Here is a 14,013-nt window from a genome sequence, read left to right as displayed (position 1 = left end):
CATTTGGTCAGCCTTTTCGGGAAAAAAAAGCGAACAATTTCTGACGCTTTGTTCGTATTTTTACAAAATGCTGCTGAAATACCTGCTCATTCATGACAATTTTCTGCGTGTTTTCACGAAAATAGTCGCAGACCTCCGGCCCCATCTCTGACTCTAGTATTCTGTATGCCTCACTCAGTCCGAACGGACGGCGCACGCTGTCATGGGCATCGGAAGCAATCATATGTACGGCCCCCATGCGGCATAGCTCCAGCGACAGCTTTTGCAGCTTGCTCCCGAAGGTACCCGCAAGACTTTGCGCAGTTAATTGGCCCAGTACACCTATTTCAGTCAGTTTTTGCAGTTTGGCTGGCTCTGCTGCAACTTCGGCATTGCGCTCCGGATGTGCAATAATCGGAACGATTCCCTGAATGATCAGTTCATGGCAGACTTCCTCCATATTGCGGGGGATTCGTGAGGATGGCATCTCTAGCAAGAGATAACGAGAACCTGACAAAGTTAAGAGCTCGCCCTGCTCCAGATCAGCCAAAAGATCGCCATAGACACGGACTTCCTGACCCGGAAGAACATTCAGCGGGTTCCCGGCCCGCCGAAGTCTCTCATTCAACTCCTCCACAGCTGCCAGTGTATTACTTGCAGGATTCATATATTGTCCGTTGGCATGATGTGGTGTGGCGACTACGCTGGTGATTCCATCCGCCAGGGCATCGCTCGCCATGTCTAGTGCAGCGTCCCAGTCACTAGCTCCGTCATCCATAAAGGGTAAGATGTGGCAATGTATATCTATCATAAGTTCTCTATCGGTCCTTTCTACCTATATCTTTAGTTTTTCGACAAAAAAATACAACCATTTCGCTTGGAAATGATTGTACCTTTCAGTAACTCTTTCATTATGCTTCCAATTGGAAAAGCCTTGCGGCAGCAGCGCTCAATTCACCATCAATCTCTGCAATACGGTACAACGATTCCGCGGCATTGCGTGCATCCAGCAGCAGATTCACCTGCCGCCTGAGGGCTGCAATCTCCTCTTCTACGAAGTTGGATTGGTATATTTTCAGCATTTCTGCAACCGTATGCTTGTGCTGGTAGATCAGCTTGCTGCCACCAGGCGTAATTTCCGAAATTTGGCGGACAGAGCCAGCCACATAGTAATACATCATCGTGAAGCCTTTGTATATTCGATTAACCGTTCCTGTTCCCTTGTAGGTTACGAACAGCTTGCGAATCGCATTATTCAAATGGGGGTTGACCACCCGACAGGACAACTTGCAGACATAAATGCTACCCTTGCGTTCAAAGGACAAGTGAACTTCCTCTCCCCCAGCCGCCTCCAGCACAATCTCCTGTTCCCCGCCGCCGAGCACTTTGACACGGTGACTAATATAACAGGTATCTGCTGTGAGCAGGAACTGGTTCATCTGAAATTCCGTCATTTGCAAAGTCGCATTCACATATTCCGTAGCCAGACGCTGAGCCATCTTAATCCCTCAATTCTTGGTAACACTGTTTAGCAAGATTATACAATGAACACGAGCTTCTTGCCATACTGCTATGCACGTTCTACGCTTCGGTGACTTCACCAGCATCCGGCTCTTGACCGTCAGCTACCTCTTCTGCCACTTCCTGCTCAGTAGACTGGATATGCTCGGCGATCAGTGCCCACAGCTCCTCACGACCAAGTCCGATTTCCGATGAAAATTGAATGAACAGATCACCCGGCAGTACGCCCAGTTCCTGCTTCATGATCTTGATATGCTTCGGCCAACGGGTCTTCGGAATTTTGTCGGCCTTGGTGGCTACCACGCACATCGGAATGTCATAGTGCTTCAGCCAGTCGAACATCATCTTGTCATTGCTCGTAGGCGGGTGACGAAGATCCACGACGAGCAGAACAAGCTTCAGCGTATCCCGTTCGGCCAAATATTTTTCCACCATTTTACCCCAGGTCGCACGCTGGGTCTTGGACACCTTGGCGTAACCGTATCCTGGAAAGTCCACGAAATACATGTTCTCATTAACAAGATAATAGTTCATATGCTGCGTCTTACCCGGGGTAGAGCTTGTCCGGGCCAGATTCTTACGGTTAATCATACGATTGATCAAAGAGGACTTTCCTACATTGGAGCGCCCTGCCAGAGCAATCTCTGGCAAGGCGTCGTCAGGGTATTGATCAGGGCCGACGGCACTGATAATAAATTCGGCGTTATTAACTTTCATAGAACTTCCTTTCTAATGCACACTACTACGTGGCTCACTGCTGATTTTTAGGTATGATGCTCCACAAGCGCATGATGCAGCACCTGGTCCATATGGGATACCGGGACGAACTCTACATCTTTTTTGACGCTGTCGGGAATTTCCTTCAAGTCACGTTCATTGTCCTTGGGCAGTAGAATTTTCTTATACCCGGCACGATGAGCCGCAAGTGATTTTTCCTTCAATCCACCGATCGGCAGTACACGACCGCGAAGCGTAATCTCACCGGTCATGGCGACATCCTTCGAGACATAGCGTTTGGTCAACGCAGAGATTAACGCCGTAGCGATCGTTATACCTGCGGATGGTCCATCCTTCGGAATGGCACCTTCCGGGATGTGAATGTGAATATCATTTTTCTCGTAAAAATCAGGCTCCAGCCCCAGCTCCACCGCTTTCGAACGGGTGTAGCTGAAAGCGGCTTGTGCCGATTCCTTCATGACATCTCCAAGCTGTCCAGTCAGGATCAGCTTACCTGCGCCCGGAACCACCGTTACCTCAATCAGCAGCGTATCGCCGCCAACCTCGGTCCAGGCCAGACCTGTTACCGTTCCGATCTGGTCCTCCAGCTCTGCCATGCCATAACGATACTTGGAGGCTCCCAAATAATCCTTAAGATCTTCCTCAAGGATAGTTACAGCTTCCTTCTCCGCCGAGACCAGTTGCTTCGCAGCTTTACGACACAAGGCAGCGATCTGCTGCTCCAGGTTACGCACCCCGGATTCCCGTGTATATTCACGGATAATCTTAAGCAGGGTCTCCTCTGGGATGCTCAGCTGATCCTCTTCCAAACCATGGTTCTTCTTCTGCTTCGGCATGAGATAACGACTGGCTATCTGCAGTTTCTCCAGTTCCGTGTATCCGGGAATAAAGAGCATCTCCATCCGGTCCAGTAGGGGCCGTGGGATGTTGTGCACTGCATTGGCTGTCGTCACGAACATAACGTTGGACAGATCAAATGGCAGCTCGACAAAATGGTCGCTGAACGTGCTGTTCTGTTCCGGGTCCAACACCTCCAGCAGCGCAGCTGAAGGATCGCCGCGGAAATCCGCAGCCATCTTGTCGATTTCGTCCAACAGAAAGACCGGATTCGTACTGCCAGCGGTCTTCATGCCTTGAATGATCCGACCCGGCATCGCACCGACATAGGTGCGGCGGTGGCCGCGAATCTCAGCTTCATCCCTCACACCGCCGAGCGAGATGCGGACGAATTTGCGGTTCAGCGAACGGGCGATCGAGCGCGCCAGCGATGTTTTGCCGACACCCGGAGGCCCTACAAGACAAAGAATAGGTCCCTTGAGCTTCTTAACCAGTTGCTGAACGGCCAAGTATTCCAGCACCCGTTCCTTCGGCTTCTCCAGACCATAATGATCGGCGTCCAGCACCTCTTCAGCCTTCACGATATCGAGATCATCCTCGGTCCAGTCATTCCATGGGAGACTAAGCAGCCAATCCACATAGTTGCGGATCACGCCACCTTCCGCCGAGCTAGCCGGCATTTTCTCCAGACGGTCGATCTCCTTCTCGATCTTCTCTTTGACACGCTCCGGAAGATCCTTCTCTTCCATCTGGGCCCGCAGCTCTTCCGCTTCCCCTGCCCGGCCTTCCTTCTCGCCAAGCTCTTTCTGGATCGCTTTCATTTGCTCGCGCAGATAATATTCCTTCTGGGTCTTCTCCATCTGCTTCTTCACGCGCTGGTTGATCTTGCGTTCCAGTTCCAACACTTCACGCTCATTGTTGAGAATATCGAGCAGCTTCTCCAGACGTTTGCGAACATCTATGGTCTCCAGGATTTCCTGTTTATCCTTGATCTTCAGCGCCAGATGGCTAGTGATCACGTCAGCCAAACGCCCTGGCTCCTCAATATCGGATACCGCAGCAAGCGTCTCCGGCGTAACTTTCTTGGAAAGCGTGATATAGTGCTCGAACTGATTCAGAACGGTGCGCATCAGGGCATCGCTCTCCTGATCGGCTCCCTCTTCCTCAGGCAGTTCACGCGCCATCACTTCATAATACTCTTCATTATCGGTATAATGAATGATTTCGGCCCGTTCCACACCTTCTACCAGCACACGAATCGTGCCGTTCGGCAGCTTCAGCATCTGCCTTACGTTGGCGACGGTACCCACCCGAAAAATATCTTCCTGACCCGGTTCCTCAATATTCACTTCAGATTGAGAACAGAGGAGGATTAAATTATCTTCAACCATAGCCTTCTCCAGCGCTTTGACTGACTTCTCGCGGCCCACGTCCAGGTGAAGCACCATGCTCGGGTACACAAGAAGGCCTCGAAGCGGCAATAAAGGAAAACGACGACCTTTCGATTTGTTCTGTATCATCGCTTTCACACCCCCAATGGCTCTCAAGTAATGTCACATGCATTCATTCTATCAAAAGCAGCCTCAAAACACCAACGGGCCGCTATTATGCGGCCTGCCGGTGTTTGCTATGCTTGTATTGCAATCTATTTCCCAGGCGCAACCGATGATGTTGCTGTGCTGAATATGAAAATCTACAGGCTTAGAAATTCTACAAACTTAGAAGATCTACAAACTTAGAAATTCTACAGACTTAGAAATTCTACAGACTGGTGCTTTCGCCGGAAGCATCGGCTTTGAGCAGCGAGGGCGCTCCCGAGAATGTCTCGCCGGATACGGCTGGCAGTCTCACATCGGCGATATGTGCGCCGAAGAGGTGGCGGAATACTTCCTCCACTGTCTCCACGGGAATGACCCGCAGTGGCGAGAGGTCTTCAAACAGAGACTGCCAGTTGTCTTTGGGAATCAGGACAGTGGTAGCTCCAGCCTGGAAGGCGGCTTCGACCTTGGCGATAACGCCGCCCACCGGCTTCACACGTCCATGAATCCCAATCTCTCCGGTAATTGCCACTGTGTTGTCCACAGGCAGCCCGCGGATGGCGGAGACAATGGCCACCGCCATCGCCACCCCGGCAGAAGGCCCATCGATGGGTGTACCACCCGGGAAATTAACGTGCAGATCATAACGATCCGGCTCTAGGTTCATGGTGCGTAGCACAGTCAAGACATTCTCCACCGAACCCTTGGCCATACTCTTACGCCGGATCGTGCGCGAGCCACCGCGCGTCTCTTCTTCATCGACAACGCCGGTGATGTTGAGTCGGCCCTGACCACCTGTAGCTGGTGCTGCCGACACTTCAATTTCCAGCAGCGTACCCATGCCCGGTCCGTAGACCGCTAGCCCGTTGACCAATCCCACTTGCGGAGCTGTGGGAATCTTGCGCTCGGTGCGCAGCGGGAGCTGGCTGCTGCTCGCTACCCACTCTACATCCGCAGCGCTAAGGGTTTCGCGCTGCTCAGTCAGCGCAAGACCGGCCGCCAACTGAATCATGTTGACGGCTTCCCGCCCGTTGGTAGCATATTGCTGGACAACGGTAACCGCCTCGGGACTCGGCTTTAGCCCGATTTTCTGAATCGCATCCCGGGCGATGACAGCAATCTCCTCCGGCAGCAGTGGCCGGAAATAGATCTCCATGCAGCGCGAGCGGAGCGCGGGCGGAATTTCCTCTGGCGAGCGCGTCGTTGCACCTACGAGACGGAAATCTGCCGGCAGGCCATTTTGAAAGATATCATGAATATACGCCGGTGTATTGCTGTCCTCTGAATTATAATAGGCGCTCTCCAGCAGCACCTTCCGGTCCTCCAGCACTTTCAGCAGCTTGTTCATCTGGATGGGATGCAGCTCCCCAATCTCGTCCAGAAACAGAATCCCCCCATGCGCCTTCGTAACCGCGCCCGGTTTGGGTTGAGGCACGCCGGCCACCCCCATGGCCCCGGCTCCCTGGTAGATAGGATCATGCACAGAGCCGATCAGCGGATCGGCAATTCCTCGTTCATCAAAACGAGCCGTAGTAGCATCAATCTCCGTGAATTTGGCATCATTTTTGAACGGGGAGAGCACATTCCTCTTGGCTTCTTCCATCACTACACGCGCTGCGGCCGTCTTGCCAACACCTGGTGGTCCATATATGATGACATGCTGCGGATTCGCGCTGCACAGCGCGGCCTTCAAGGCCCGCAGACCATCCTTCTGCCCCACAATATCTCCGATGGAGGCCGGACGTGTCTTCTCCGACAGCGGTTTGGTCAGCGACACCATCCGCATTTTACGCAGCTTATCCAGCTCTTTTCGCGATTCCCGGTCCACCGCCGTCTTATTGGTCTTCTGTCCCCGCAGCAGATTCCAAAAATAAACGCCGATAACCAGCGCGAAAAAGAGCTGCACGATCATCAGCAATATACTTAATTCCATAGGTCATCCTCCTGTTCGTTCTGAATACCTCTCTTACACCCTTGGCTACTACTAGGTAGTATAGCCGTTTCGGTCATTCATAAACGCTCGGGGGAGATGATTTCTGGATTAGCGTTCTACTTTTTCAACTCTCTCTCATCAATCCCAGTAATGCAGAACCTCTCGGCCTAGTTCATACTGTACATTCCGCATTCCGTCGCCTCTTTTAACAGGTACCAACCAGCCCTTCTCACACAATCCTGACAGCAGTATACGTACTCTTCTTGGGGTCAAGGCAAAAAAATCGGCCACATCCTTCGGGCGGATGCTTCCAGCTTGCCCTACTACGAAACGCATAACTTCTTTCTCCATTAGCTGAATCCTGCCATCTGGTGCCTTAATCGTCTGATGTCGGCTGAGCGCGAGTCTTAGTAAGGTTATACACAAATCAGGGCGCTGCTCCACATCATCGTATGCGAAGGAAAGTACCTGATACCCCATTCCATACAGAAACGTTTCTCTATTCAGCTCATTACTGTACTTCTGTCTGTCCATGTCTCTAACATGCGCTGCATACCCTTTGATCTCGAACAACAGTTTGAGGGGTCCCGGCAAATACGCGAAATCTGCAAAGTACGAACGTCCTCGCCAATCCAGCACTTCATACTCCGGATGCAAATCAGCGAAATCTCCCCGAAGCGGCCACCATACATTGTGCAAAAATAGTTGTTCAGCGTGCCCGTGTCCTCTTTTCAGCCGACCCTGCCTCTCTCCCGACCTGGCGGTCAGATGGCGCTCCAGAAAGGCTTCATGTGCTTGTTCATAATTGATGATCTTCTCCTCCTCTATTTAAAAAAATACAAAAAAACGCCCCGCTCTCGCCGCCGGATAACCCGGAGCGTTCGCAGGGCGTTCTTCGCCACTACTTAGAAGTATGCATCATGCCATTTTCTTCCCGCAGCTGAAGGCTGAGGTAAATTAAGGGCAAAATCGTATCTTAATTACACTGATGATTAGAGATATATAGAAATAAGGGCATTTTAGTACCTTAATTCGAAGGTTATTTCCCTGAATCCTAACTTTTGCACAATTTAAGGTGCAGAATTGCACTTATATTGGTTTTTGCTTCATTTGGCGCGTAAATAAGGTGCAAAAATGCCTCTATTTTCGAAATAGAACCTTTGTACGAGCTCCCCAGTATCAGTTTGCCAACACCAGCTACTCAGCACGAGCTGCACAGTATCAGCTTACCATCACCAGTTACTCAACACCAGCTATCCAGCCACCAATCGAGCAACGATGTGAAGCTACTTCTAACCCATAAGTCGTAAAATAAGTGCCAAATTCCAGCCTGTTATACCGTCTCCACCGGCCCGCCCAATTGGGCATGCTTGCGGCCGGGGATTTCCCCGGTTCTTTCGAAATGCTCGACGATGACATCGATCTCCTTCTTCAGCTCGGAGACGAGATCGGCTTCCGGCACTTTGCGGATCATCCGGCCATAGCGGAACAGCAAGCCTTCTCCGCGCGCTCCGGCGATTCCAATATCAGCTTCACGCGCTTCGCCTGGGCCGTTAACGGCGCAGCCCAGCACGGATACTTTGATCGGCACCTTAAGCTTGGAGATGTATTCTTCCACTTCATTAGCAATCGAGAACAGATCGATATCCAGTCGTCCACAGGTCGGACAGGAAATCAACGTTGCCGCGTTGGAGATTAGGCCGAAGGTCTTCAGCAGCTCACGCGCTACCTTCACTTCTTCTACCGGATCAGCACTCAGTGAAATCCGCACAGTGCTGCCAATACCCATAGAGAGCAGTGCGCCAATCCCGGCAGAGCTTTTCACTGTCCCAGCGAACAACGTGCCGGATTCAGTAATACCTAAGTGCAGCGGGTAAGGAATGACTTCTGCCGCCTGGCGGTATGCTTCGATGGCCATCGGCACATCAGATGCCTTAAGCGATACGATAATATCGTGGAAATCCAGCTCTTCCAGAATTCCGATATGATACAAAGCGCTCTCGACCATAGCTTCCGGCGTCGGATAGCCATACTTCTCTAGCAGGTGATTCTCCAGCGAGCCGGCGTTTACGCCAATCCGGATAGGAATTCCTTTTTCCTTACAAGCCTTGACTACTGCTTCGACCTTCTCACGGCGGCCGATGTTACCCGGGTTAATCCGCACCTTGTCAATGCCGTTCTCAATCGCCATAAGTGCCAGTTTATAATTAAAATGAATATCCGCAACAAGCGGGATATGAATCCGTTTCTTGATTTCCTTGATCGCCTCAGCAGCTTCTTCGTTGTTAACGGTGACACGCACCAGCTGACATCCGGCTTCCTCAAGCCGCAGAATTTCCGCTACAGTAGCTTCCACATCCGCAGTTTTGGTAGTACACATGCTTTGAATCGCAACCTCGTTATTGCCGCCAATAATGACTCCGCCTACATTGACGGGACGGGTCTGGTGTCTCAAGAACATGATTTCTCCCCCATAACGCCAAAGCTCCACCCCTTCGCTCCCGCCAGTGAAGCGGGATAAGCGGAAGAAAGGTGGAGACGTTGGCATGTATTGTTAAAGAAGCGTTACGCGCTTTCCTCTTGTTTCTTGTCTTTCTTGATGTTCAATTCCGGCAGAGCCTTCTCTTGAACAACCTGCTCAGTGATGACGCAATCCTTGATGTCATCGCGAGAAGGTACTTCATACATTACGTCAAGCATAATGCTCTCGATGATGGCACGCAGACCGCGAGCGCCCGTGTTGCGTTTGATGGCTTCCTTCGCGATTGCTTCAAGCGCTTGTGGCTCGAACTTCAGCGCAACGTTATCCATCTCCAGCAGCTTAATGTATTGCTTAGTGAGCGCGTTCTTCGGTTCGGACAGAATCCGTACCAAAGTCTTCTCATCCAGCGGCTCTAGTGTCGAGATGACTGGCAAACGGCCTACGAACTCAGGGATAAGTCCGAATTTGAGCAAGTCTTCTGGCAATACCATCGACAGGTATTCGCCTGGCTTCAGATCCTTTTGACCTTCAGCCGCAGCGTTGAAGCCGATGACCTTTTTACCGATCCGGCGTTTGATCATTTGCTCCAGGCCGTCAAAAGCACCACCAACGATGAACAAGATGTTCGTAGTGTCGATCTGGATAAATTCTTGATGTGGATGCTTACGTCCGCCTTGCGGTGGAACAGAAGCTACTGTACCTTCAAGAATTTTCAGCAGGGCCTGCTGTACACCTTCACCGGAAACGTCACGGGTAATGGACGGGTTCTCGGATTTACGTGCCACTTTATCAATTTCATCAATATAGATAATACCGCGTTCGGCTTTTTCCACATCATAATCAGCCGCCTGGATCAGCTTCAGGAGAATGTTCTCCACATCCTCACCAACATAACCGGCTTCTGTCAAGGAAGTCGCATCGGCGATGGCAAAAGGTACGTTAAGAATCTTCGCCATAGTCTGTGCCAAGAGCGTCTTACCGGAACCTGTCGGGCCGAGCAACAGGATGTTACTCTTCGTCAGCTCAACATCTTCCACCTTGCTCTGACTGTTCACACGTTTATAGTGATTGTATACCGCTACCGACAGGGATTTCTTGGCTTGCTCCTGGCCGATAACATATTGATCAAGAATATCGCGAATTTCCTTCGGTTTCGGAATATCCTTCAGATCCAGCTCTTCCTCATGACCGAGCTCTTCCTCCACGATCTCCGTGCACAGCTCAATACATTCGTCGCATATATAAACGCCAGGTCCGGCTACTAGTTTGCGTACCTGTTCTTGCGATTTACCGCAAAAAGAACATTTCAGTTGTCCTTTTTCATCATTAAACTTAAACATTTAACCACCCCTTTAAGATTTGATCGGTGAAGTGAGGACCTGGTCAATAAGCCCGTATTCCTTTGCTTCTTCCGCGCTCATGAAGTTATCGCGGTCGGTATCCCGTTCGATTTTTTCAAGGGGCTGACCTGTGCGATCTACATAAATTTGGTTCAGCTTCTGTCTGGTCTTGAGAATCCAGTCTGTGTGAATCCAGATATCGGAAGCCTGACCCTGAACGCCGCCCAGCGGCTGATGAATCATAACCTCACTGTTGGCAAGCGCATAACGTTTACCCGGCGCACCTGCCGTCAAAAGCAACGACCCCATACTTGCGGCCATGCCCACACAAATCGTTGAAACATCCGGTTTGATGTGCTGCATCGTATCATATATACCCATGCCGGCTGTTACAGAACCACCGGGTGAATTGATGTACAGGTGTATGTCTTTCTCAGGGTCATCCGCAGCCAGAAACAGCAACTGGGCGATAACCAGATTGGCGACATCATCGTCAATCGCATTGCTTAGGAAAATGATGCGATCCTTAAGCAACCTGGAATAGATATCGTATGAGCGTTCGCCCCGACTTGTAGATTCCACAACCATTGGTACCAGACTCATGCCACCAACCTCTTTTCTCTGTATAGATTAGTCTTTCCGTTTCAGAAATATTTTAACACGTTCAAGACGCAATGTCATTTTTTCACTACCCCGGTCTATCACAATGCTAAAGTGTATGACATTACCTCGCAATTATATCCGTATTGACAGGGTTTCATAACTGCACCCGGAGCTTTCTGAGATTTATAATCTCGGAAGTAGGTACTGAAATACATGTCATATGTAAAAAATAAGGCACGTAGCTAAATATACGTGCCTTATCTTCTGTGTATGAAGGCCTCCTAAAAGGCCGTTATAGGTGGATCAATTGGCGCAGAAATTACTCAGCGCTTTTGTCTTCAGCTGCTTCTTCAGTAGCTTCAACTTCTACGCTGCTCTCAACAAGCAAATCAATGGTTTTGCGCAGGGAGAGCTCATCGCTCAGGCTGCTCAGGGAACCGTTCGCTGCAAGAATGCTGCGGATTTCCTCAGGAGTACGTTTGAAGGATTCAGCCATGTTAGCCAGCTCTTGGTTAACGTCTTCTTCAGACACTTCAATGTTCTCTTGCTTCGCGATAACTTCCAGAACCAGGTTGTTGCGAACGCGTTTTTCAGCATCGCCCTTCATTTGGTTCTCGAGGTCTTCACGAGTTTGGCCGGAGAAGCTCAGGAACATGTCCATGTTCATACCTTGTTGACGAAGACGGTTGTCGAAGTCACGAACCATGTTTTGAACTTCGCTGTTGATCATTGCTTCTGGAATTTCAACTTCAGCGTTCTCAGCTGCTTTATCAACAACAGCGTTCTCGCGAGCGCCTTTCAGCTCATCCGCTTTACGGGATTCCAGTTGTTTCTTCAGGTCTGCTTTGTACTCATCCAATGTATCGAATTCACTTACATCTTTAGCGAACTCGTCATCCAGAGCTGGAAGCTGTTTGCGTTTGATTTCGTGCAGCTTCACTTTGAATACAGCAGCTTTACCTGCAAGATTCTCAGCATGGTAAGCTTCAGGGAAAGTTACTTCAACATCCTTGAAATCTCCAGTTCCCATGCCTACAACTTGCTCTTCAAAACCTGGAATGAAGGAATTGCTTCCCAGTTCCAAGGAATGACGCTCAGCTTGTCCACCTTCGAATTGTACGCCATCAACAGAACCGTCGAAATCGATTACGGCGATGTCGCCCAGAACTGCGGTTTCGTCTTCAACGACAACCAGCTCAGCGTGACGCTCTTGCAGACGAGTCAATTCTGCATTCAGCTCATCTTCAGTAACTTCTGCTTTTTGAGCTGGAACTTCAAGACCTTTATATTGACCAAGCACTACTTCTGGTTTCACAGTGATTTTCGCTTTGAAAATAAAGGATTGACCTTTAGCAAATTGCTCGATATCCACTTCAGGACGGTCTACAGGGAAGATGTCAGTTTGTTCAACTGCTTCACCGTAAGCTTCAGGAAGAAGAATGTCAATCGCGTCTTGGTACAGGCTTTCTACGCCAAAACGGGATTCAAAAATCGGCCGTGGTACTTTACCTTTACGGAATCCAGGCACGTTTGCTTTCTTAACTACTTTATTAAAAGCTTTGTCGAGTGCTGCAGCTACACGATCTGCTCCTACTTCGACTTCAAGAACGCCAAGGTTCTTCTCTATCTTTTCCCAAGTTGCTTTCATGTTATACTTTCCCCTCCAAAAATAGGTTCACATGTTTACTCAAATATTCACGCAGTTCACGCACAGAATAACCATTATATTATATACAACATCACTTCATTTATCAAGTAGAGAAGTCTTTACAAATCCTTTCAGAGTGCGGTAAGCTCCTTCAAATTGAAAGCGCATGCTATCTGTAATCCCGTACATGGCCCGAGTTTCCTCTTCCTGCCGGACACCGTTCAGACTTTCGGAAACCATCTGGTGCAGCGCTCCGGCCCATATGTCCAGCATGGCATACTCACCTTCCAGCAGCGTCCGATAATCTCTTGATCCGTAAATAGACATCACGAACTGTCCCCAGAGCTCTTGGGCAAAATAATACAGCGTAGGCTCATGCACCTCGGCTTGTTCAGCCACACGTTCCAGAACCTGACTGATCTGCGGCGGAAATTCATCATTCTGCAGCGGCACACTCTCAATCTCGACGACGACTGTCTCCTGGCCCCGGGTCAGATGAATGCTTCCCTGAGCGCCGCGCTTGTGCAGCGTCTGCAGCGTGCGGAATTGCAGGAGTGGATGGACATTGCCCTGCCCAAGCCACTGTATCAGTGCCTCATCGATTCCTTCCCCTTCCAAATAGGAGAGTTGTTCGAGTGCCAGAATTGTCGCTTCGGACAGCGGTTCTTCCATAATCTTTCGCAGCAGCTTAACAGGATACTCTGTATCTTCCTCCAGTTTGGATCTCGCCAGCACCCGGGCCATATCCTCCTCTTGGAGTTCTTCCTCTTCATGTCTGGAACTGCTGTCCGTTTCTCCGCTGCCGGAGGCATAAGGAAAAGCCGCCACCAGCCAGTCGAGCAGGGACTGCCATTCCTCATAGTGCCGCTCTTCCTGTCCCTGGCACTGCAGCAAAAAACGCAGCAGCTCCATCGCTTCCCCGTAACGTTCACTCTCCAGCATGACCGTCAGCTGAATCTGGTAATAATCCAGCGTGCGCGGAAACAGCACGATATTGTCTTTGGCAGGGGAATCTGATTGTTTAATGAGGGCACCTCCTTTTTTTCCAAAACGATATTCTTGGTTGATTATAGCATATCCTTGGTTACGTTTAAAAAAACCGCTTGAAAAACACTCTTATGTATGATAACATAATTTTTGCTTGCTTTTAACTCATTCTACCTGTGTCCCGGTAGCTCAGCTGGATAGAGCATGCGCCTTCTAAGCGCACGGTCGGGGGTTCGAATCCCTTCCGGGACGTCATGCAAAAGCCTTCCTTTACGGAAGGCTTTTTTTGCGTTCTCACAAGGTGTCCCAAGAATCTTCATTCCACAAGTAGAAAAGGCTTTGCCATGTCCTCTCTAAGGGACGGTATCCGTTTCAGCGAGAAATATAAAATGCCCGGGTTGCCCCGG

Annotated in this window: 11 protein-coding genes and 1 tRNA gene; 1 reads left to right on the top strand and 11 read right to left on the bottom strand. The window is 50.1% G+C overall.

All coding sequences use genetic code 11. The annotated features are described in order from the left end of the window. Positions 1-7 precede the first annotated feature (7 nt). The 11 genes from ACFORK_RS15890 to ACFORK_RS15840 form a co-directional block, all read right to left on the bottom strand. Positions 8-790: a tyrosine-protein phosphatase gene (locus ACFORK_RS15890; protein WP_379200531.1), complete on the bottom strand. Its 783-nt coding sequence runs from the start codon at positions 788-790 to the stop codon at positions 8-10. A 100-nt stretch (positions 791-890) separates the two neighbouring features. After that, positions 891-1,478 (bottom strand): non-ribosomal peptide synthetase module, encoded by a 588-nt coding sequence (locus tag ACFORK_RS15885; protein ID WP_379200529.1) that lies wholly within the window; start codon positions 1,476-1,478, stop codon positions 891-893. Between the two features lie 82 nt (positions 1,479-1,560). Continuing rightward, positions 1,561-2,217, bottom strand: a complete 657-nt coding sequence (gene yihA / locus ACFORK_RS15880; protein WP_379200527.1) for a ribosome biogenesis GTP-binding protein YihA/YsxC — start codon at positions 2,215-2,217, stop codon at positions 1,561-1,563. A gap of 47 nt (positions 2,218-2,264) precedes the next feature. Continuing rightward, on the bottom strand, positions 2,265-4,595 hold the full coding sequence (lon, locus tag ACFORK_RS15875; protein WP_379200621.1) for an endopeptidase La: 2,331 nt from the start codon (positions 4,593-4,595) through the stop codon (positions 2,265-2,267). A gap of 241 nt (positions 4,596-4,836) precedes the next feature. Further along, positions 4,837-6,546 (bottom strand): ATP-dependent protease LonB, encoded by a 1,710-nt coding sequence (gene lonB, locus ACFORK_RS15870; protein ID WP_379200525.1) that lies wholly within the window; start codon positions 6,544-6,546, stop codon positions 4,837-4,839. 138 nt (positions 6,547-6,684) lie between these two features. Further along, the gene (locus tag ACFORK_RS15865) at positions 6,685-7,245 is read right to left on the bottom strand and encodes a hypothetical protein (protein WP_379200523.1); all 561 of its coding nucleotides are present in this window, start codon (positions 7,243-7,245) and stop codon (positions 6,685-6,687) included. Positions 7,246-7,879: 634 nt separating this feature from the next. Then, positions 7,880-9,007 carry a flavodoxin-dependent (E)-4-hydroxy-3-methylbut-2-enyl-diphosphate synthase gene (gene ispG / locus ACFORK_RS15860; RefSeq protein WP_379200619.1) on the bottom strand — a complete coding sequence of 376 codons (1,128 nt, stop codon included), beginning with the start codon at positions 9,005-9,007 and terminating at the stop codon, positions 7,880-7,882. Positions 9,008-9,111: 104 nt separating this feature from the next. Beyond that, positions 9,112-10,368 carry an ATP-dependent protease ATP-binding subunit ClpX gene (gene clpX / locus ACFORK_RS15855; RefSeq protein ID WP_379200521.1) on the bottom strand — a complete coding sequence of 419 codons (1,257 nt, stop codon included), beginning with the start codon at positions 10,366-10,368 and terminating at the stop codon, positions 9,112-9,114. A 12-nt stretch (positions 10,369-10,380) separates the two neighbouring features. Then, positions 10,381-10,971 carry an ATP-dependent Clp endopeptidase proteolytic subunit ClpP gene (clpP, locus tag ACFORK_RS15850; protein ID WP_379200519.1) on the bottom strand — a complete coding sequence of 197 codons (591 nt, stop codon included), beginning with the start codon at positions 10,969-10,971 and terminating at the stop codon, positions 10,381-10,383. A 319-nt stretch (positions 10,972-11,290) separates the two neighbouring features. Then, on the bottom strand, positions 11,291-12,619 hold the full coding sequence (tig, locus tag ACFORK_RS15845; protein WP_379200517.1) for a trigger factor: 1,329 nt from the start codon (positions 12,617-12,619) through the stop codon (positions 11,291-11,293). Between the two features lie 96 nt (positions 12,620-12,715). After that, entirely contained in the window at positions 12,716-13,561 is an 846-nt protein-coding gene (locus ACFORK_RS15840; protein WP_379200616.1) for a hypothetical protein, read from the bottom strand. Positions 13,562-13,784: 223 nt separating this feature from the next. Here ACFORK_RS15840 and ACFORK_RS15835 point away from each other — a divergent pair. Continuing rightward, positions 13,785-13,858: transfer RNA gene (locus ACFORK_RS15835), tRNA-Arg, on the top strand. Positions 13,859-14,013 lie beyond the last annotated feature (155 nt).

This window comes from Paenibacillus sp. GCM10012306 (genome assembly GCF_042649265.1).
In the GTDB taxonomy this organism is placed as follows: Bacteria; Bacillota; Bacilli; order Paenibacillales; family Paenibacillaceae; genus Paenibacillus_AQ.
The sequence above is the reverse complement of the archived record's forward strand: the minus strand, read 5'-3'. Positions and strand labels throughout refer to the sequence as shown.

Bases quoted from the DNA above. Each gene is read 5' to 3' on its own strand.
- ispG (WP_379200619.1), bottom strand. From the start codon at position 9,007: ATGTTCTTGAGACACCAGACCCGTCCCGTCAATGTAGGCGGAGTCATT.
- clpP (WP_379200519.1), bottom strand. From the start codon at position 10,971: ATGAGTCTGGTACCAATGGTTGTGGAATCTACAAGTCGGGGCGAACGC.
- clpX (WP_379200521.1), bottom strand. From the start codon at position 10,368: ATGTTTAAGTTTAATGATGAAAAAGGACAACTGAAATGTTCTTTTTGC.
- ACFORK_RS15840 (WP_379200616.1), bottom strand. From the start codon at position 13,561: ATGCTGGAGAGTGAACGTTACGGGGAAGCGATGGAGCTGCTGCGTTTT.
- lonB (WP_379200525.1), bottom strand. From the start codon at position 6,546: ATGGAATTAAGTATATTGCTGATGATCGTGCAGCTCTTTTTCGCGCTG.
- lon (WP_379200621.1), bottom strand. From the start codon at position 4,595: ATGATACAGAACAAATCGAAAGGTCGTCGTTTTCCTTTATTGCCGCTT.
- ACFORK_RS15885 (WP_379200529.1), bottom strand. From the start codon at position 1,478: ATGGCTCAGCGTCTGGCTACGGAATATGTGAATGCGACTTTGCAAATG.
- tig (WP_379200517.1), bottom strand. From the start codon at position 12,619: ATGAAAGCAACTTGGGAAAAGATAGAGAAGAACCTTGGCGTTCTTGAA.
- ACFORK_RS15890 (WP_379200531.1), bottom strand. From the start codon at position 790: ATGATAGATATACATTGCCACATCTTACCCTTTATGGATGACGGAGCT.
- yihA (WP_379200527.1), bottom strand. From the start codon at position 2,217: ATGAAAGTTAATAACGCCGAATTTATTATCAGTGCCGTCGGCCCTGAT.